This is a genomic window from Dellaglioa sp. CoH-55-MRSF-6, assembly GCF_056782215.1.
Genome location: NZ_JBXAYJ010000001.1, coordinates 252,027 through 273,484, shown reverse-complemented (window position 1 = coordinate 273,484; position 21,458 = coordinate 252,027). Strand labels below are relative to the sequence as shown.

The window sequence follows — 21,458 nt, the reverse complement described above, 5'->3', positions numbered from 1 at the left end:
CTTGTCACTATCTATATTAACCATAACATACATTAAAAATAAAAAGCAGCAAATTCCCTCTCGGAATTCACTGCTTATGATTCACTTAATTAAATTAAGCTTCTTCACTGTTAAAAATATATTTTGCTGCGAATGCTGCAATAGCACCACCAACTAATGGTGCAAGAATAAATACCCAAAGTTGTGAAAGTGCATCGCCACCGGCATAAAGTGCAGGTCCAATACTACGAGCAGGGTTAACTGAAACCCCTGTAAGTGGTAAACCAACAAAGATAAGTACTGTTAATGTTAAACCAATCACAAAGCCAGCAATATTACTGTTACCAAATTTTTCACTCGTAACCATCAAAATAATAAAGATGAATAAGAATGCGAATAAGGCTTCAACGAAAAATGCCATACCACCAGGAATTGTTGCATAACTATTTGAACCAAAACCATCAGCAACTTTTGATGTATCTGTCATTGATGAAATAATCATCTTAACCACGCTAGATGCTACAATCGCACCTAAGATTTGACTAACCCAGTAAGCAACCATATCAGTCAATGACATGCGCTTGTTGATGTACATTGCTAATGAAACAGCAGGATTGATGTGTGCACCTGAAACAGGTCCAATAGCATAAACCATCAATGTAATAGCTAAACCAAATGCAAGTGCAATAACAAGTGGGCTACCGTTACCTAACGTAACTGCCCCTGTACCAAATAATACCAAGAAAAATGTGCCGATAAATTCAGCAATATAATTTTTATAATTCAATTTTAAATCCCCCTATATTAGTATCTCTTAATTATACACATAACCATAAACTCATTTCAATTATTTTTTTATTTTTAATTTTTGAATTAAAACCCATGCTGTAATTGGAACCGCTAGAATAACACCTATAATAGAAAATAAAATCATTATTAATTCTGCAACAAAAATTTTATCATTTATAATATCTGCGAATGTAGCATGCGTCTGTACTAATAAAATAAATAGCGCTAAAAAGCCACCAAAGAAACCAAAAAATAGTGTATTAAACGTTGTTCCAATAATATGTTTACCAATACTAATACCAGCTGCGTATAACTTTTTTAAATCAATTGTTGGTGTTTGTTCAATAATCTCATTTAAGCCAGCCGAAATTGCAATCGCACCTTCAGCAATTGCGCCTAAAGTACTAAAAATAGCTGTTGAAATCGCTATTTGCATAAAATTAGCGCCTACTAATAACGAAAATGCTTCTATTTCTTCACTATCTTCTGCACCAAAACCTTGAACTGCAGCAAAATGTTCAACTGGAATAATCAAAAGAACGAGAATAACCAGAACAATTAACGAAGCATAAAAAGCAGTTTCAGTAACTTGCACATTATCATCACCAAGAAAAATCGTAATAGCTAAAATAATAATGCCATTAATTAGGGTCACTGCTACCGGCGGAAATCCTCCCGTAATTAAAATAATCGTAAAAAATAACATGATAAAATTAAAAAATAAGCTTAAAAATGAACGAACACCATTCATTCCTCCAACAATGACCATTAAGACAAATAAAATGGCACTTAACCAACCAATTGTAATCATAATGTGTCATCCCCTTTGATTAATCGACTTGCAAAAAAACTTGCGACAGGTATCGCAATGACAATCCCAATACCGCTGATTAATGTTTGGACAACTCCTAAAGCCATGGTCCATGAAAAAGTATAGCCAATTGTATTGGTCGTTCTAAAGTACAAAACGGCAAGTGGGAAAATGTCAGCAATAAAAATTAAGAATAAGACGTTAATTAATGGTCCCATAATCGATTGTCCAACCTCACGTCCAGATTTAAAAAGTTCTTTCGATGAAATAGTTGGTTGTTCTTTTTTTAATTGAAATAGTGTTGCAACGATATCTGTCGATTCATCCATGACAGCCCCTAGAGAACCTAGTAGTGTGGCAGCAAGGAATAGTTCCTTTGGCGCTTGCGTTGCATAAGATAGAGCTTCGTAATGCATCCCTTGATCATTTGTCAGTTTTAAAATAATGACACTAATGATTAACGATAAACTAGTTCCCGTCAAAGTTGCCAATAACGTGACCAGCATCTGTCGATTAAAGCCAATTACCAAACTCAAGGTCAGTACTGCAAATATTAGAGCAATACCTGCGAAAATCCAAAAGAAGTTCGTAATATTAACGAATATTTCAAATTTAATGGCTAAAAAGAAAATAATCATATTTAAGACGATACTTAATACAGCAATCATGCCACTAAACTGCATAAATCCTACCAGCATACTAACGGCAATCCAAATTAATATGGCCACGACGACATCTCGTTTGAACCCATCAATAATACCAGTTAATCCACTTTTATGAGGATTAATCGTTACAAATACTTGATCATTTTTCTGGTATTTTTGATCATTTGCGCGAGATGAAGAATATGTATTTGGTAGTCTTATTTTTTGCCCTTTATACTTACCATTCATCACAGTTCCAAATAATTTTTGTTTAGTCTGTGTATCTTTATTTTCAAATTCATCTGTTACTTTTTCAGTTTTTTCATCCTTAACCTGTGTTATTTTAACAATCGTATCTGAATACAGTGCTTGATCAAATTTAACACCTATTACGAGTATGCCACCGATAATAATCGTTAGAATTAAAATAATGTTCTTCTGAAGTAACTTTTTCATGGGTTCACACCTCATTTATTATTAATACACTTCCACCAGTTTAACATTTTACAACAAAAAAAGTCCGACCAAAGGCCAGACTTTAATCTATCTTATTTTAACTTTATAAAGCTTTGAAACAGCTAACTATTATCTACTTAATAGACATGTCACGATAAAATAATGTCGTTCCATATGGGTTAATGTGTAATCCGGATGCATCTGGGTTCAATAAGTAGGCCATTGCACCTTGGAAAACAGGTACTGTATAAGCATCTTCTTCGACCAATTGCTTTTCAGCATCAATCAAGCTATTCCAACGTTTCGTTGGATTTGTTGCAAATTCATTTTTAGACTGATCGATATCTTTTAAATATTGTGCATTTTTGTAATCGGTATTTAAATGATAAGCGCCACCATCATTAATAAAGTTAATTGGATCAGCATAATCTGGTGTCCATGTCCCATAAACGATATCAAATTGGTAAGCCGTTGTTGCTGCTAATCGCGATTTAATTGGAATATTACGTGCGTTAATTTTTAATCCAGGTAAGTTACTCTCTAACTGCGCTTGCAAGTATTCAATCACTTGTTTAGCTTCTGGCGTATCAGAACCCAATATTTCAATTGTTAAGTCCTTCTTACCGATCTCTTTAAGTCCTTTTTCCCATTCTGCTTTAGCTTCTTTTTTATTAAAAGCAAGCAAGTCTCCTGCTTCTTTACGGTAATCTTCCCCATTAATCGGATTTGACACAAATTTAGCTGGGACGATTCCATTTAATGCAGATGAACCATCATTAAGAATTTTGCTAGCTAATAATTTTTTATTAAATCCTAGCGCAATTGCTTTACGAATATGTTTATTACCAGTTGCCTCACGCTTAGTATTAAAACCTAAATAACCAATCATTGGTGTTTTACGTGTTGCGAACCCTTTTTCATTCTTATATTGTTTAACATAATCATTTGCTAACATTGAGAAATCAATCTTCCCTGTTTGATATAACTTGCCAGCAGTTGCACCATCTTTAACAACTTGAACGTCAACTTTAGCTAACTTAACTGATTTAGCGTTCCAATAACTGGTATTTTTAACATATGACCATTTGTTATTAGTTCCTTCCCAATCAGTTAATTTATAAGGACCATTCACAATCATATGTTGTGAATCCGTTGCATATTGACTACCTTGTTTTTTAACGTAAGCTTCATTTTGAGGTACAAATGGTGCACCCGTTAATACTTCTGGTAAATAGCTAATTGGTTGTGCCAGAGTAACTTCTAATGTTGTTTTATTCAGCGCTTTAACACCTAACTTATCAACGGCCATCTTGCCATTTCGGATAGCAAACCCATTTTTAATAATATCAATTCGTTGTGAATTAGGTGATGCTGTTTTAGGATTTGCTAGTTTTTGCCAAGCGTAAACAAAGTCATTTGCTGTAACAGGAGTCCCATTTGACCAGTTCTCAGCTCTTAATTTATAGGTGTAAACTGTTTTTGCTTTGTTAACCGTCACACTTTTTGCTGCAGCTAACACTGGTTTATTTTTTTGATTATACGTATACAATCCTTCATAAACGTTTTGTATTGCTTCAACACTAAATGTATCACTGTATTTAGTAGAATCTAAAGTGCCTAATTGATCAGTTACAGCCACTTTTAATATGTTATCGTCTTTCGTCGCTGTTTTTGAACAAGCAGCTAGCACCCCTATAAACATGATACTTAAAACTACCGCAATTTTCCTTCTCACTTTAGACACTCTCCTTTTTTAGTTACCTTAATGTGATTAACTTTACCTAGTTACTTATTTTTTGTCAATAAAGACGTATCATTTCAACCAACTTTACATTTAAGCTATACTTAACCCAGTGTCTTACTCAATTCTGAAAGGAAGTTTTTGACTTATGAAAAATAATCAATTTGCTAACTATACACCTACTTTTGAGACACAAATAAAAGAACTTAAAGCTATTAATTTGTATATAGCCTCCGAAACCAATCCTACACATTTATTTGAACAATTACTCAATAAAATTCTCATCGACTATCAAACAATCGGTGCGAAACAACAAAAAATGATGTCCTTATTAGCGACAGAATCCATTTCTGTTTATGAATTTTTTACTACAAAAAAGGAATTAACACCTGTTATCTTTTATAATGTTGCATTACAGTTACTAGAATTTGAAGTCGATGTCGATTTCAAAATTGATGACCCATTTACGGCAATGGCTAAAATTCAGTTACCTTCTATTGAAATTATTGAATCCGTTAATGATTTTTGGTCCGCATGGTATCTCTTACTGACAACACATACCAAAAATGGCCAAGTCTTCACAGATACACTAGCAAATAAAGGGTACTTTGTTTCATTTTATAAAGATGCGAAACCTTTATTTTTCAATGGAAAAGCGCAACCTGTTTTTGATACAACTAAACTGATTCGTGAAGTCGTCTACGTTGAAGCCCCATTAGATACTGACCAAGATGGTCAACGTGATTTATTAAAAACAGAAATTTTAAGACCACTAGTTACATCCGGACTAAAAGTACCTATTCTTTATACAGCAAGTCCTTACAATCAAGGCACAAATGATGATTCTGAATTAATGCGCAACGTTGATATCCCGCTTACCGAAAAACCAGTTACTGAATTAACTGAATCTGATATCACCTATAACTATCAGAAATCCAACTTACCCGAACCACGATCAATCCTCTCAGAATCAACAGAAACTGAGCAAACCTTTAGCCGTGAATCTTCGTATACATTCAACGATTACATGCTAGCTAGAGGATTTGCAATCGTCTATGCAGCTGGTATTGGTACTCGAGAATCAGATGGTATTCGTACTTGTGGGAGTGTTGAAGAAACGGTATCAACCGTCGCCATTATTGAATGGCTAACGGGACATCGGCAAGCATTCACAAATAAACTCGATAATCGATCAATTAAAGCCACTTGGAGTAATGGTAACGTTGCTATGACTGGTAAATCTTACCTTGGTACGCTTGCTACTGCAGCTGCAACAACTGGTGTATCCGGCTTAAAAACAATCATTTCTGAAGCCGCTATTTCAAGTTGGTATGATTATTATCGTGAAAATGGACTAGTCGTCGCGCCTGAAGCTTGCCAAGGTGAAGATGCAGATGTTTTAGCTGCGCTTTGTTTAAGTCGCCAAAAAGATGCCGCCGACTACGCTAATATTCAAGACTACTTTGACAAAGTTATGAATCGATTATCTATAGGACAAGACCGTGCATCTGGTAATTACAATAAATTTTGGGATGAACGTAATTATTTAAACCAAACTAAAAATATCAAAGCAAATATTGTTATGGTCCATGGTTTAAATGATTGGAACGTCAAACCTCGCCAAGTTGAACAACTTTGGCAAGCATTACGTCCTTTACCTATTGTTAAAAAATTATTCTTACACCAAGGTAAACATATCTATATCAATAACTTTCGCTCATTAGATTTCACTGATATGATGAATTTATGGTTATCAAATCAACTTTATAATATCGAAAATGGTGCTGAGACACTTATTCCCAATGTCACCATACAAGATAACCTAGAAGCTGAAACGTGGCACACTTATGATGATTGGGCAGACCCGGATTCTCCTACCCAATCCTATCATTTCCAACAAAATAAATTAACACAATCAGTCACATCAGATGCTCACCAATTTGCTACTTTCAAAGATAACTTACCAACTGACCTTTTTAACAACTACGTCAGAGATAATCATCTTTGGAATCAAGCTTTAGTTTCAACTAAAGAAACAGAAATGGCTAAAAATAGAATCCAATTAATCTCAGAACCATTAACAGAACCGCTGTTTATTTCCGGTTCTGCTCACATAAAATTGTCTGTTGCAGCACTACAAACAAAAGGGCTCATTAGTTGCATGCTTATCGATTATGGTGAAGAAAATAGACTCACCCCCGTGCCATCCATTCTCAAACGAAAATCTTTAGATATGGGATTTCATTGGCGTGAAGATGATTTGGTTGAATTTACTAAAAATCCCACAAAAACTCCTTGGAAAATGATTTCCAAAGGTCATATCAATTTACAAAATAGGACAAATCGTTATCAAAATGATTCTGTCCTTCCAGGAACTTTCAACACAGTAGATTTTGATTTACAACCAACTGCCTATCACATTAAGGAAGGTCATCAGATTGAATTAATCATTTACGCAACAGATTTTGGGATGACTTTACGAAATAACGATTCAGATAGTTATACTATTAACTTAGCTAATTCGCGTCTTAAAATTCCTTATCAATCTGTTAGTACAGTATCATTATTCTAAATAAAAAAGAAAATCATCAAAAAAATTATTGATGATTTTCTTTTTTTATTTATCAATATCTACGTATTAAGTAATGAGACAATTCGCACACAAAAATAACTTTAATAAATCCAACAATCAAAAATGGTAAAATACCTATTAAAAATGCTTGTTGCATCGAGGTTTGTTGGTAAACCATTAACCAGATTGCTCCTAAAACTAATTGCACACTAGCACCTAATAAATTCCCCATGTACAACTGCCAACGACCATTACCATACCATTTTAAAAACAGCCCCGTTAAGATAATATAGGCTAAAAAACCAAATAAATAACCACCTGTTGGTCCAATTAAAGAAAAAAGTCCCGAATGAAATCCAGCAAAAACTGGGATTCCTATTAATCCTAATAGGAGATAAATGCCCACCGCTTTTAATCCTTCTTGAACCGGTCTCAAACTCGATAATAATCCGATAAAAATGGTTTGTAACGTTAACGGGATTGGCCCCAATGGAATGGTTAACTGGGATAAAACACCCAAAACGGCTGCTAACTCTGCTGCTATAATTAATTGTTTTAACTGTTTATTTTGTCCCATTTGTTAAGCCTTCCACATTCACCTTTGTAATTTCACCAGCCATATAAGTCGTTATTTGCCCATTTTTATCTCTCAATACCAACTGTCCATCATCTTTAATTGTTTCAACTGTACCAATAATTTCTTGATGACCACTTTTTAAAGTAACTGTCTGTCCAATAACTAGTGACCGTTTACGATAATCATTCATGAAGTCACCATTTTGGTAATTCTGATAGATTTGGATAAATTGATTGGTAATTTCAGCAATCAACTCATTCCGTGTGACATTATTCGATTCATCAATTAATGAACCCACTTTATCTTGTAACTCTGGAGATAATTTTTTAAGGTCTGTTTTAAAATCTAGCCCAATCCCTATAACTAAGCTTGTCACTTGCTGCGTTTCAAAATCTGTGACAGCCTCCGTTAAAATCCCGCAGACTTTTTTATTTTGATAATAAATATCATTCACCCACTTTATTTGTGGTTGAATTTTCAATTTATTTTCTAAAGCATAACTAACCGCCATGGCAGTTGCTGTCGTTAGCTGACCAACATCTTTGATAGGTTGATCAATTCTCAATAAATAACTGATATAAATCCCAGTCTCTTCTGGTGATTCAAATGTTCGACCAAATCGACCATATCCTGCTGTTTGACTATTGGCCACTATTAACAGTGGACCCTGTATATCGGGCTGGCTTGAACGCTCTTTCGCCAATACATTGGTAGATGTCACTTCATCAAATAATTCAATTTGCATCATGTCAGTTGTTAAATAAGATTGAATTAGTTGTGCGTTCAACTGATTACCATCATTTAGACTATATCCTTTTTGTGGAATCGTCTTAATGTCAAAACCCTGCTCTTGTAAACTCTTAATAGCCATCCAAATAGCAGTTCTCGAAACGCCAAGTTTTTCAGCCAATAGTTCTCCCGAAATAATAGTATCTTGTTGTCCAGCTAATATTTTTAGAATACTGTCTTTAGTTTTCATTTTACACCGTTAACCTTTTAATTTTATTAGTTAACATAACTTTAAGCTAACTCACTAAAATATGCAACTAACACTCTTAAAAAAATACCATCCTCACTTTCATTCTGGTAAATAATCATAAAAGTGCTATGATTAATCTATTCTTAAGAAATTAGGTGGATTAATATGGCATACGGAACGAAAATTATTACGTTAGATAATGGTTATCATCTCTGGACTCATACTGAAGGACAAGGTGATATCCAACTACTTTGTCTACATGGTGGGCCTGGTGGTACACATGAATATTACGAAAATTTTGCTGAAAAATTAGCACCTCTTGGCGTTCAGGTTTCAATGTATGACCAACTCGGTTCATGGTATTCTGATCAACCAGATTTTACTAAACAAGAAAATGTTGATAAATTTCTTAATATTGATTACTTCATTGATGAAGTTGAAGAAGTCCGTATTAAATTAGGTTTAGATAACTTCTACCTAATTGGTCAATCATGGGGTGGTGCTCTTGTTCAAGAATACGCCTTAAAATATGGTGACCATTTAAAAGGTGCTATTATCTCAAGTATGACTGATGATATTAACGAATATTTAGCAAACGTTAATGCTATTCGTGCTAAAGAATTGGATGCTGATGCGCTTGCCTACATGCAAGAATGTGAAAAAAATAACGATCTTGATAATGACCGTTACCAAGGTTATGTCGATATTTTAAATGACGGCTATGTTGATCGTAAAAAGCCAGCCCAAATTTCTCATTTAGTAAGCACAATGGCTGAACCCGTTTATAATTACTTCCAAGGTAACAATGAATTCGTTGTGACTGGTAAATTAAAAGACTGGTCTACTCGTGACCGCATTAAAAATATTACTGTCCCAACATTAATCACATTTGGCGAACATGAAACAATGCCTTTAGCAACAGCTAAAAGAATGTCAGAAACAATTCCACATGCTCGTCTTGAAACAACTCCTGAGGGTGGTCATCATCATATGATCGATAACGCTCCTGTTTACTTTGATCATTTAAGTACCTTCTTATCAGATGTTGAAAACGACAATTTTAAAGATTAAATTAAAAAATACCACCATTGATAACTACTATCAACGGTGGTATTTTTTTATCTCTTAATCGTGTAACATCATTGCATTAATTGCAACAACAATTGTACTTAACGACATCACAACTGCACCCACTAATGGACTTAAAATAAAGCCAATTGGTGCTAAAACGCCGGCAGCCAATGGTAATGCAATAATATTATAACCTGCACCCCACCAAAGATTTTGAATCATTTTCAATCTTGTGTTTCGACTTAATTTCAAAAATTTTATGATATCCATCGGATTACTTTTAACTAATATAACGTCTGCAGAGTCGACAGCAACATCCGTACCTGAACCAATTGCCATCCCTATTGTTGCACTTGCTAAACTAGGCGCATCATTAATACCGTCACCAACCATGATAACGTTATGTCCTTCGCCCTCTAACTGACTAACAATTTTAGCCTTATCTTCAGGCATTAAGTTAGCACGAACATCTACAATACCTAGTTTTGCACCAACTTTATCAGCAGCTTGTTGATTATCACCAGTTAACATAATCACTTTGATATTCATTTTTTCTAATTTTTCGACTAAACCAAATGATTCTGGTTTAATTTGATCCCCTTGAGCAACATACCCAATCACTTTTTCATTTTGAATTAAATAACTAATTGAATCTCCTTCGTTGTCAGAAGCCATTTCATCCGTTAATAACTGTTGTTTATTAACATAAGCTTCAGAAACAATTTTGAATGCATCATCGTTAATATGTCCTTCTAATCCAACACCATTAATTTGTTGTGTTTCACTTGCAGTTGGAATCTCAATTTTTAAATCTTCTGCTTTTTGAATGATTCCTTTACCCAAAGGATGTGTCGATCCACGTTCTAACGACGCCATCAATCCGATAATTTCTGATTCAGAAAACTGATCAGTAAATGTTTTATATCCGGTTACCACGAAATGACCTTCAGTTAAAGTTCCTGTTTTATCAACAAGTAATGTGTCAATTGTGTGTGCAACTTCTAGCGCATTTCTATTTTTGATTAATAAGCCATTTTTAGCTGATAAAGAAGTACTTCTCGCAACAACTAATGGAATGGCTAAACCTAAAGCATGTGGACAAGCAATCACTAGAACAGTTACAAGAATTGATAATGCCTGACTAAATGTCCCTGTAATTAACCATACAATGAATGCTAAAATACCAACAGTCATGGCAGCATAAAATAAATATCCCGCAACTTTATCAGCTAACGTTTCCGTATCTGATTTTTCTGACTGCGCTTTTGTGACTAATTTAACAACTTGAGCTAAGTAACCTGTTTCACCAGTTCCCGTTACAGTCATTTGGATTTCTCCATTACCATTAACTGATCCACCAACGACTTCATCATCTACTACTTTTTCAACTTGTTTCGATTCACCAGTTATCATAGCTTCATCGACGCTTGTTTTACCAGAAATAATTGTTCCATCAGCTGGAATCGTTTCATTTCCTTTAACTAACAGAATATCTCCAACATGAACATTTGTTAAATCAACATCTTCAATTTTTTTATTTTCTCTAACGATATGTGCTTGTTTAGGTAAGAGTTGTGCTAATTTTTGAACAGCATCTCCTGCTGACATAACAGCGTTCATTTCAATCCAATGACCTAACAACATAATGACAATTAACGTTGCTAACTCCCAGAAGAAATCCATAACATGATGACTTGGATCTACAAGATTATTCATCACAACAGCATATAAGCTATACAAGTATGCCACACTAATACCCATTGCGATTAAGGTCATCATTGCTGGCTTTTTATCTGCAAGCTCCATCTTTGCACTATCTAAAAATGTTTTACCGCCATAGAAAAATAATCCAGTACCAATAAGTGCTACAACCCAATCAGATCCAGGGAAAGTAAACTGTAAGGGTAAGTTAATCCCCATCATAGGTGTCATTAAAACAATAGGAATTGCTAAAACTAAAGAAATCCAGAATTTCAATTTTAGATTTCCCATATGCATCATGTGCCCACCCATGTTCATTTGATCGTGGTCCATTCCTTCCATATCCATGTGATCCATACTCATGTGGTCCATATTTTTCATATCCTTATGATTCATATTCATGTGATCCATTTCTTTCATATCTTTGTGATCCATTTATACCGCCTCCATTAATTTATATTTTTAGTTTACACTTGTAAACTTAGATAGTCAAATAATTTATCTGTTACAAAAAAAATGTCAAAGAGATAAATATCCCTTTGACATTTTTATATAATCACATAAACATTTTAGTTAATTTACAATTCTATGCATCTTTACCAATTGTTTTACGACGGTTAACTTCTTTTTCAGCAAGTACATCGGAATCTTTAAATCCAAAGACCCAAGTACAACCAAATGCTACGATTATTGTAACAATTGATGCAATCCAAAAGTTAATTTCGTTACTCATTCCTCCACCAAACTTTAAAGGTGTAAAGAATGAAGGGAATCCGATTAATGAACCAGTAAATCCGTACATATTAACGTTTAATAGTCCGGCTACTAATCCACCAACTGCACCACCAATATTAGCTGCTAAGAAGACACGCCCATATTTTAAGGTAATCCCATAAATAGCTGGTTCTGTAATACCACTGAATGCTGCAATAACTGCACCACCAGATAATTCTTTAATGTTAGCCATTTTTGATTTAATCATAACTGCCATTACAGCAGCACCTTGAGCTACCATTGTAATTGAAACAATTGCATTTAAGTAGCTGTAGCCTTTTGAAGCAATATCGTTTGCGATTAAAGGAACAACTGCCCAATGTAAACCAAAGATAACTAAACATTGATATAATCCACCAATAACAAAACCTGCAATTGGGTAGTTTGCTGTTAAAATTGTGTTTAAAATAATAGAAATACCTGTACTAATTAACGTAATAATAGGTCCAACAATAATGATAATAGCGGCCGAAACGATCATAACTTCTAACAATGGTACAAAAATCATTCGTAAAACTTGTGGAATAACTTTTTTGAGTCCTTTTTCAACATAATGTGCTAACCATGCTCCAGCAATAATTGGGAAAATACTGTAAGTATAGTTAACCATATGAATTGGAATCCCAAATAAGTTAGTATTTAATGACATCCCCAAAAGTTGTCCAAACACTTTTGTTCCTGTTGCAATACCAAAAAGTGAAGGATATACCAAGACACCACCAACAATAGCCATAATAATTGGATCAGATTTTAACTTCTGTGCAGCTGTGAATCCAACAATAATAGGTAAGAAATAGAATGCTGAATCTCCCATGGCTGATAAGAAAATGTAAGTCTGTGATGTGGCTTCTGTCCAACGAAAATCGACAGCCATTTGAAGTAATCCTTTTAAAATACCACTAGCAGCCAATAATCCAATTACTGGCATCATAGAACCTGTGATAACACCAATCAAAGTATTAAATCCAGCATTCAATTTTCCACGGAATGTTGTTGGTTTTTCCTCAGCTGGTGCATCATCGGCAGCATCGACCTCGCCACCTGCGTATGATGTTCCTAATTGTGCAATAACTGCATCATAGACATCAGTAACAGCTGGTCCAATAACAACTTGATATTGTCCAACAGCATGACGAACATCAATTACACCTGTTAAATTTTTAATCACTTCATCGTCTGCTTTACTTTCATCAACTAAGTAAAATCGTAACCGCGTAATACAATGGATTAAACTCTTAATATTCTCTTTACCACCGACTTGTTTGATAATGTCTGTAGCTAATTGTGTGTAATCTTTTGCCATAACTATTCCTCCCCTTTTGCAGTACCAGATCCCACTTCCGTGCCACCTTCAAAAGGTTGTGGTTCCGATAATGTTAATTTGTCTAATTTATCTTGTGTATTTGTAATTACTACCATTAAAACATTGTCTAATTGTGCTTCAGAAACTTGTGTTAAATCCATAGTCCCAAGTAATTCACCACCATGAACACGAGCACCTTTTTTAATATTAATATCAAATGGTGCACCTTTTAAATCAACCGTATCAACACCCATGTGTAATAAAATTTCAAGTCCATTATCCATCGTGAATCCGATAGCATGTTTTGTTGATGCAACCAATGTTATAGTTCCAGATACTGGACTATAAATTTCCCCTGCGGTTGGTTTAAATCCGAAGCCATCACCCATTAATTTTTGAGCAAAAACAGAATCGCTCACATTTTCTAAATCAATTAACTCCCCAGTTGCTGGTGCGTAAAACTTATCATCATTTACCTTTTGTTTTCTTTTAAAAATCGACATTGTTCTCTCCCCCATTTTTTTTAATTTATTTAACTAGATTCGCTTACAGCGATTAAGCGTTTTCAAGTTATCCTTATAATAAACCTGTCTATACAGGATGTCAACGCTTTCTTTTCTTTTAAATTAACATTTATATATACTTGTATAGACTAGAATGTTTATGTTAAAATAACCTTATCATTGGAGGTGACTATTATGACGAACCAAAATAAACATTTAGGTATTTATCAAGATCTTGTCACTAAAATCACACATAATATTTACGCATCAGGAACATTCCTACCTAGTGAAATTCAATTGAGCCATTTATACGGTACTTCTCGCGAAACAATTCGAAAGGCTCTCCAAAATTTACTAACCAATGGCTATATTCAAAAAATTCGAGGCAAAGGATCGCTTGTTTTAGATATTCAACGATTCGCTTTTCCCGTCTCAGGTATTACTTCATATGAGGAACTGAATAAGTCTCTTCAAATGAATTCGGAAACACAAGTTAGACAGTTACTTGTCACAACTATTCCTATAGAGAGTTTTGCACCTAAGTCTGTTGTTGGCGATAAAGCGACATTTATTGAACGTCTACGACTTGTTAAAAATGAACCCAGTGTTATTGATCGTGACTACATACTTTCAGATATCGTACCTGAGATACCTTTAGCAGTTGCCCAAAATTCGCTTTATGATTATTTTGAAAATAAATTAGGCTTAGAAATCAGTTATGCTATTAAAAAAATTACAGTTGAACCAGCAGATACAACTATCCAAAAATTATTAAACATTCCAAAAACAGAATCTGTTGTTGTCATAAGAAGTGAAACCTATTTACAAGATAGTCGTTTATTTCAGATTACCGAAGCTATTCACCGCTCAGATCGTTTTAGTTTTGTTGATTTTGCACGACGGACGAAGAAAATATAACTAATAGGAGAATAACGATGACATTTGAAGATAAAATTATTTATCAAATTTACCCAAAATCATTTTATGATAGTAACAATGATGGCCTGGGCGATTTACAAGGGATTATCGCTAAAATACCTTATTTAAAACAACTCAATATTGATATGATTTGGTTTAATCCTTTTTTCATATCACCACAAAATGATAATGGCTATGATATCTCAGATTATTATCATATTGATCCTAAGTTTGGTACTATGGCTGATTTTGATGAACTTGTTACCAAGCTAAAATCTGTAGGCATCGATGTCATGATGGATATGGTTTTTAACCATACATCAACTGAACATGAATGGTTCCAAAAAGCGCTAAAAGGTGATCCAAAATATATGGCTTACTATTATATTCGTGGAGCAAAACCAGATAGCTCGCTTCCAACTAATTGGGATTCTAAATTTGGTGGTCCTGCATGGGAAGCTTTCGGAAATACGGGTAAGTACTACCTTCATCTCTACGACCCAACTCAAGCAGACTTAGATTGGCATAATCCAGCAGTTCGAAAAGAAATGGCCAAGATTGTTAATTTTTGGCGCAACAAAGGTGTTAAAGGTTTCCGATTCGACGTTATCAATGTCATCGGTAAAGATGTCAATTTACTTGATGCACCTTATGGTACTGATAGTAGACTTATGTATACAGATAAAAAAATAGTTCATCAATATCTACAAGAACTTAACGAATCTAGTTTTGGTCAAGACCCTGATGCTGTGACCGTTGGTGAAATGTCTTCTACTTCAATCGATAATTGTATTGAATACACGTTAGGCAAAAACAACGAGTTATCAATGGTCTTTACCTTCCACCATTTAAAAGTTGACTATACCCATGGAAATAAATGGACGACGATGCCTTTTGACTTTATGAGTTTAAAAAACATTCTAAATGATTGGCAATTAGGTATGACAGCTGGTCATGGTTGGAACGCTTTATTTTGGAATAATCATGATCAGCCTCGTGCTATTAATCGTTTTGGTGATCCCGTCCATTTTCGTGAAAAATCTGCCGAAATGCTAGCGACAACTATTCATTTATTACGTGGAACGCCTTTTATTTATATGGGAGAAGAAATTGGGATGAGCGATCCTCAATATCAGCATTTATCTGATTATAATGATATTGAAACCAAAAACATTTACCCAACATTATTAGCGAAAGGACTCAGTGAAACTGAAGCCTTAGACATTATTCAAGCAAAATCTCGTGATAATAGTCGTACTCCCATGCAATGGAATAACTCTGAGTATGCAGGGTTCTCAGCTGAAAAACCATGGTTGATGCCAATGAATCAGTCTATCGTCAACGTTCAAAATGAATTAGTACGCGGCGAAATATTTAATTACTATCAACAACTAATTAAATTACGTAAGACTCTGCCAATTGTCTCTGTTGGTGATTATCAACCTCTTTTAATGGACGATACTCAAGTTTTTGCTTACCAAAGAATACTAAAAAATCAACGTTTAATTGTTTTAAATAATTTCTATGGTACAACGACAACGATTACTTTACCTGCATTTACCGGGGAAATATCAACTGTCATCAATAATTATCCAACCGATATCAAATTAGAAACAGCTATGACGTTAGCTCCATATCAGTCAGTTGCCTTTTTGATTGACTAACTAAAATAAAGCAGCCTTGCAATTTTAAATTGTAAGGCTGCTTTATTTAGAACTTATTAAGATTAATCAAAGTAGATTTTAAAAGGACTAACTGGAATATGGTTTTCGTTCCATAAGCCGGCAGAAGTTACATTTGCATATGCATACTGTAAGCCAATTGATTCTTCTTCTAATCGAATCTTGATATCATTTGTACCTAAATCAATCACTGCAGGTTTTAAAACATCCCCTGGCATGATCCATTTTAAATCAATATCATTTGTTGTTTCAAGTTGTTCACAATTTGAAAAGTTAAGACGCATTTGTTTTACATCAGCTGAAATTTCAGATAATTGTGGACTTGTTTGCATTTCATCGAATTTACCAAAATTAGAATATAATTCGATTACACGATAACCTAATTGTCTTTTACTACTTGGATGAATCTCGTTAGCTGAATCTTCATCCATAGCTGTAACTAAGTAAACCCGATTTTCTGTTGCTGCAAACTTTTGTTGTGCATCGCGAATTTCAGCCCATGAATTAGCTATCTTATGATTATATTGTGGTAACTGAATAATATAAGTTGGTAATTTATTTTGTTTAAGCGTTTTGCGCCATTCACGGATTAATTTTTTCAAAAGTAACCCATAATGTTTTGTATCTATTCCTGCATCTCGTTCACCTTGATACCAAGTTAACAATTTAAATCGGTAAGGACCCACTTGTGATAACATCGTATCGTATAAATTATCGGATTCTTCTAAACTTGGAATTTTAGTATCAACATAAGCTGCTTTTAAAGTCTCGTTATTTATTAGTGTACTTTCTGATACCCAACTTGCAGCTGAAGTCCCATTTTTAGCACATAATACAAGGCCAATTGGTGTGTATTCATCATATTGACGAACCTTCTTAGCCATATAATAGCCTAATGCTGTAACGTTACCAATATTTTCTTCATCAACAATTTGCCATGGATTTTCTTCTGTTGATTGCTTTTCAGGTATATTGATAAAACGTAAATTCATCATTGGCATTGTTTTATTATGATCAAATTCATCATCTTTAGCCATTTTGAAGTTAGCATTTGATTGTCCAGCAATCAAGAATACATCTCCAAATTGTACGTCGCGTAAAATTATTTTATCTGTTCCTGATTTAACTAGAACGGTCACAATTGTAGGTGCTAAAAATGAGATACTTTCAATTAAAAAGTATCCTGTATCATCAGCAATTCCTGTTTCAATTGTATCTTCGCTACCGCCCATTGAAATCGTTACAGTTACTTCTTGATTGGGTTCTGCATAACCAAAAAAACGTGTTGTCTGATCTTGTTGCATAACCATATGATTAGTAAATAGTGGTGCTAATCGCAATGTTGTTGCCACTGTTAAACCCTTCTTTCTAGTCGCTGTCCATTAAGTATCCTTTACAATTATAACATAAGATAAGCCTCTATCGACTTTTTATCAAATGGATTAGTCAGCTACTTTGACTATTATTTAGTTGTTTGTCCTAGCTATTTTGAATAATAGTTGCTAGAATAAAGACAGTCAAAACAGTGTAAAATCGCCGGGTTTTACAAAAATAATAGTTATCACATCCAAGAGGCCATTTTTTAATGAAGGATGTTGGTACCTATTTTTTATTGTCCATTATTATAAGATTATAAAAAATAGGTACCGATAAGGAGCTCAAAATGAATAATCAAACGGTTTCTATCCGTCGTGAACTTTCAGGTTACGTCACACGGAACGTTTTAAGTACTTTAGGTTTATCTGTGTATCTTCTGGCAGATACATATTTCATTGCTAATGCGGTTGGAACAACTGGTTTAGCGGCTTTAAATATTGTATTACCCCTCTTTAATTTATTAAATGGCGTCGGGTTGTTACTCGGAATTGGTGGTGCAACTTTATTTTCTATTTTAAAGATTAAGGATCAAAAAGCGAGTCAAAAAATTTTCACACAGGTTTTAATTGTTGGGATTATTTTCGGCCTAGCTTTCTCAGTCTTAGGCTTTTTATTCATGAAACCTTTACTCTATTTTTTAGGTGCAAACGCAGGAACTTACAAATTAGCTGCTGAATACCTAACTTATATTTTGCTAGCTGCACCATTCTTTGCTTGTAATTATCTCGTTTTAAGTTTCATTCGAAACGATAATAATCCACATTTATCGATGGTTGCCATGTTAGTATCTAGTTTATTCAATATCATTTTTGATTATATTTTTATGTACCCATTACATCTTGGTATGGGTGGTGCTGCAATGGCAACTGCTGTTTCTCCAATTGTTGCTTTAGCTATATTAACCTTCCATCGTAAAAAGGAAGGACGTCTTTTAACGCTCCAACGAACGTCTATTCACTTTAAGACAATAAAAAAAGTTGTTCAATTCGGGTTCCCTGTCTTTCTAACTGAAATGAGTACAGGTGTCAGCATTTTTGCTTTCAACCTTGTCATTTTAAGTTTAGCGGGAAATACAGCTGTCGCAGCCTATGGAATTATCGCAAACATCGTCTTAGTCGCTTTATCACTTTTTAATGGTGTTGCCCAAGGAATTCAGCCTTTACTCAGTCGAGAATTTGGAATTCGGAATTGGCCAGAAGTTAAGCAAATATTACGTTTTGGGTTAATTGTTAGTTTTATTATTGGCACAATTTTATACCTTACATTGACCTTTGAAAAAGATCCTATTATTGCATTATTCAATAATAGTAACAACCAAGAGTTAATCCATTATGCTGAAATAGGCATTCCAATCTACTTCTTAAGCTTATTTGGATCATCCCTTAATGTTGTGTTTAGCATGTTTTTCTCAGCGATTGGCGAACCCAAACATGCACTTATTCTAGCTATCTTGCGCGGTTATGTCTTACTACTAGGCTTATTATTTATTTTTGCCCACTTCTTCAACTTAACTGGTGTTTGGGTTGCTTTACCCGTCACAGAATTAATCATTGTCGTCATCAGTACTGTATTCCTATTCAGTTTCTTTAATAAACAAATTAAAAAACAATAAAAAGAAGGTTTCTTATTTTATGAAAGTTAAACGTTTTGAAGCAATCACAATTCCCGTAACTGATGTCCAAAGAAGTTTACGTTTTTATCATGAAGTTTTTGATATGACTATGATTGAAAATAGTGAGTTACCTACTGTTCATTTTGGCCATCAAAAAATTATTTTTGAGCCATCAACTAATGTTATTCCAATGACACTTAGTTTCGTCGTTAGTGATTCAATGACCGCTATGGAAAATCACTTGAAAAATTATTTTGTGACTATTATCTCTGGCCCGATTGAAAAGCAAGATGTTAAAAATGCACAATCGATTACAATTTCAGATCCAGATCAGCATATAATCGAATTAATTAGTTATCAGAAATAGATTTACTAAGCTAACATCTAAGCGATGTTAGCTTTTTTACTACTATTAGGTTTTTAAATCTATATGCTTAGATTCTCTAAAATACTTTTCTTTATTCCCACAGCTAAACATGGTAATCTGAAAATGAGTTATATCAGAAAGGCGGTCCTACTATGCAACCTATTATTGATTTACAAGATATTTCACTAGAACTTAGTAACCAATCAATCTTGAACCACATCTCTTTTCAAGTAAACCCTGGAGACTTTTTAACAATCACCGGTCCATCTGGAAGCGGTAAAAGTACCGTTTTGAAATTAATCGCTGGTTTAATTTCAAGAACATCTGGTGATATTAAGTTCAATGAAAAATCAATTGACAGTTATGACCCAATCGAATATCGTCGGATTGTTTCTTATTGCTTCCAAACCCCCGTTTTATTCGGCGAAACCGTTAAAGACAATCTGGAGTTTCCTTATATCGTTCGTAAGCAAGACTTCGATGAATCTCGTGCCATTTCTGAATTAGAATCCGTAGGCTTACCCAGCAGTTATCTTCAGAAATCAATAAATGAACTATCTGGTGGCGAGAAGCAACGTGTTGCCTTAATTCGTAATTTAATCTTTTTACCCAAAATCTTACTGCTTGATGAAATCACAAGTGCTTTAGATTCAGAAAGTAAAAACATTATACACGCATTAATTAATCGTTTAAATGACTCAAATAAAATCACTATTATCGCTGTTACTCATGATGATAATGAAATAAAACTGGCTGATCAATTAATTAATATCGAGGCCGGAAAAATAACGGAGGTTAGACATGCATAATTTAGCCGTTAATAATCTTTCTCTCGTTTTCGCTTTTTCATTAGTACTTGTCTCACTAGGAATTGTATATAAAGAAAAATTAGGCCTAGCAAAAGATATTATTTATAGTGTCATTCGTGCAATTATCCAATTAGTCATCGTCGGATACATTTTAAAGTACGTCTTTAATATTAATAATATTATTCTAACTTTAGTTATGATGTTCATTGTTTTCTTTAACGCTGCGTATAGTGCACATAAAAAAAGCGCAGGAATTCCACATAGTTTTCGTATTTCGTTCATTGCCATTTTTTGTAGTACGTCCGTTACACTTGGCCTTTTACTACTAGCTGGAACGCTTAAATTTATTCCTTCACAAATTATTCCAATTACTGGTATGATTGCTAGTAATTCAATGGTTGCGATTGGTCTTTGTTACCGTAACCTTAACAGTAATTTCCGTGATCAACGCCAACAGATTTTAGAAAAACTAGCACTCGGTGCAGATCTCAAACAAGCAGCATACCCTATTATCCGTGAAAGTATCAAAACAGGGATGTCGCCTACTATTGATTCAGCTAAAACGGTTGGTATCGTTAGTTTACCTGGAATGATGTCTGGGTTAATCTTCGCCGGTGTTGATCCTGTCTTTGCGATTAAATACCAAATCATGGTCACTTTCATGTTACTTTCAGCAACAAGTATCTCATCAATTAGTGTTTGTTATCTTTCATATAAACAATTTTTTAATGATAAGAAGCAACTACGATAAATTAAATATCAATCAACTAAAATAGCCATATGTATAAGTTTT

Annotated in this window: 16 protein-coding genes and 1 pseudogene; 8 read left to right on the top strand and 9 right to left on the bottom strand. The window is 34.1% G+C overall.

Annotated elements, in window-relative coordinates; translation table 11 throughout:
• Window positions 1-94 precede the first annotated feature (94 nt).
• The 4 genes from AC1RPK_RS01260 to AC1RPK_RS01245 all read right to left on the bottom strand — a co-directional run bounded on the left by AC1RPK_RS01260 (window position 95) and on the right by AC1RPK_RS01245 (window position 4,414).
• Window positions 95-766, bottom strand: a complete 672-nt coding sequence (locus AC1RPK_RS01260; RefSeq protein WP_481760937.1) for an MIP/aquaporin family protein — start codon at window positions 764-766, stop codon at window positions 95-97.
• Between the two features lie 60 nt (window positions 767-826).
• Window positions 827-1,579, bottom strand: a complete 753-nt coding sequence (locus AC1RPK_RS01255) for a YibE/F family protein (protein WP_481760938.1) — start codon at window positions 1,577-1,579, stop codon at window positions 827-829.
• Entirely contained in the window at window positions 1,576-2,679 is a 1,104-nt protein-coding gene (locus tag AC1RPK_RS01250) for a YibE/F family protein (protein WP_481760939.1), read from the bottom strand. The genes AC1RPK_RS01255 and AC1RPK_RS01250 overlap by 4 nt, the downstream gene beginning before the upstream one ends.
• 133 nt (window positions 2,680-2,812) lie before the next feature.
• Window positions 2,813-4,414 carry a peptide ABC transporter substrate-binding protein gene (locus AC1RPK_RS01245; protein WP_481760940.1) on the bottom strand — a complete coding sequence of 534 codons (1,602 nt, stop codon included), beginning with the start codon at window positions 4,412-4,414 and terminating at the stop codon, window positions 2,813-2,815.
• A 154-nt stretch (window positions 4,415-4,568) separates the two neighbouring features.
• On the opposite strand from AC1RPK_RS01245, the gene AC1RPK_RS01240 reads away from it, so the two are divergent.
• A complete protein-coding gene (locus AC1RPK_RS01240) occupies window positions 4,569-6,992 on the top strand; it encodes a Xaa-Pro dipeptidyl-peptidase (protein ID WP_481760941.1) in 2,424 nt (807 codons plus the stop codon).
• Window positions 6,993-7,044: 52 nt separating this feature from the next.
• Here the strand turns inward: AC1RPK_RS01240 and AC1RPK_RS01235 are convergent, their stop codons facing one another.
• Window positions 7,045-7,569 (bottom strand): biotin transporter BioY, encoded by a 525-nt coding sequence (locus AC1RPK_RS01235; protein WP_481760942.1) that lies wholly within the window; start codon window positions 7,567-7,569, stop codon window positions 7,045-7,047.
• Complete coding sequence (locus AC1RPK_RS01230) at window positions 7,556-8,548, bottom strand: biotin--[acetyl-CoA-carboxylase] ligase (RefSeq protein ID WP_481760943.1); 993 nt, start codon at window positions 8,546-8,548, stop codon at window positions 7,556-7,558. The genes AC1RPK_RS01235 and AC1RPK_RS01230 overlap by 14 nt, the downstream gene beginning before the upstream one ends.
• Window positions 8,549-8,713: 165 nt before the next feature.
• Between AC1RPK_RS01230 and AC1RPK_RS01225 the strand changes: the two genes are divergently transcribed.
• Window positions 8,714-9,619 carry a proline-specific peptidase family protein gene (locus AC1RPK_RS01225; protein ID WP_481760944.1) on the top strand — a complete coding sequence of 302 codons (906 nt, stop codon included), beginning with the start codon at window positions 8,714-8,716 and terminating at the stop codon, window positions 9,617-9,619.
• Window positions 9,620-9,673: 54 nt separating this feature from the next.
• Here AC1RPK_RS01225 and AC1RPK_RS01220 read toward each other — a convergent pair whose 3' ends face one another.
• Both AC1RPK_RS01220 and AC1RPK_RS01215 read right to left on the bottom strand, forming a co-directional pair.
• Window positions 9,674-11,701 carry a copper-translocating P-type ATPase gene (locus AC1RPK_RS01220; RefSeq protein WP_481761140.1) on the bottom strand — a complete coding sequence of 676 codons (2,028 nt, stop codon included), beginning with the start codon at window positions 11,699-11,701 and terminating at the stop codon, window positions 9,674-9,676.
• A gap of 205 nt (window positions 11,702-11,906) precedes the next feature.
• Window positions 11,907-13,900 (bottom strand): annotated as a pseudogene (locus AC1RPK_RS01215) (PTS sugar transporter subunit IIABC).
• Between the two features lie 195 nt (window positions 13,901-14,095).
• Between AC1RPK_RS01215 and treR the strand changes: the two are divergent.
• Together treR and treC are read left to right on the top strand one after the other, a co-directional pair.
• Entirely contained in the window at window positions 14,096-14,818 is a 723-nt protein-coding gene (treR, locus tag AC1RPK_RS01210) for a trehalose operon repressor (RefSeq protein WP_481760945.1), read from the top strand.
• Window positions 14,819-14,835: 17 nt separating this feature from the next.
• Window positions 14,836-16,482, top strand: coding sequence for an alpha,alpha-phosphotrehalase (gene treC / locus AC1RPK_RS01205; protein ID WP_481760946.1), 1,647 nt, complete (start codon window positions 14,836-14,838; stop codon window positions 16,480-16,482).
• A gap of 62 nt (window positions 16,483-16,544) precedes the next feature.
• Here the strand turns inward: treC and AC1RPK_RS01200 are convergent, their stop codons facing one another.
• Complete coding sequence (locus tag AC1RPK_RS01200) at window positions 16,545-17,852, bottom strand: sialate O-acetylesterase (protein WP_481760947.1); 1,308 nt, start codon at window positions 17,850-17,852, stop codon at window positions 16,545-16,547.
• 311 nt (window positions 17,853-18,163) lie between these two features.
• Here AC1RPK_RS01200 and AC1RPK_RS01195 point away from each other — a divergent pair, with 311 nt between their 5' ends.
• From AC1RPK_RS01195 to AC1RPK_RS01180, 4 genes are all read left to right on the top strand, one after another.
• Window positions 18,164-19,489, top strand: a complete 1,326-nt coding sequence (locus tag AC1RPK_RS01195; protein ID WP_481760948.1) for an MATE family efflux transporter — start codon at window positions 18,164-18,166, stop codon at window positions 19,487-19,489.
• A 19-nt stretch (window positions 19,490-19,508) separates the two neighbouring features.
• The gene (locus tag AC1RPK_RS01190) at window positions 19,509-19,856 is read left to right on the top strand and encodes a VOC family protein (RefSeq protein ID WP_481760949.1); all 348 of its coding nucleotides are present in this window, start codon (window positions 19,509-19,511) and stop codon (window positions 19,854-19,856) included.
• 152 nt (window positions 19,857-20,008) lie between these two features.
• Window positions 20,009-20,665 carry an ABC transporter ATP-binding protein gene (locus AC1RPK_RS01185; RefSeq protein WP_481760950.1) on the top strand — a complete coding sequence of 219 codons (657 nt, stop codon included), beginning with the start codon at window positions 20,009-20,011 and terminating at the stop codon, window positions 20,663-20,665.
• Window positions 20,658-21,416 carry an ABC transporter permease gene (locus tag AC1RPK_RS01180; RefSeq protein WP_481760951.1) on the top strand — a complete coding sequence of 253 codons (759 nt, stop codon included), beginning with the start codon at window positions 20,658-20,660 and terminating at the stop codon, window positions 21,414-21,416. Before AC1RPK_RS01185 ends, AC1RPK_RS01180 begins: the two co-directional genes overlap by 8 nt.
• Window positions 21,417-21,458: the final 42 nt, after the last annotated feature.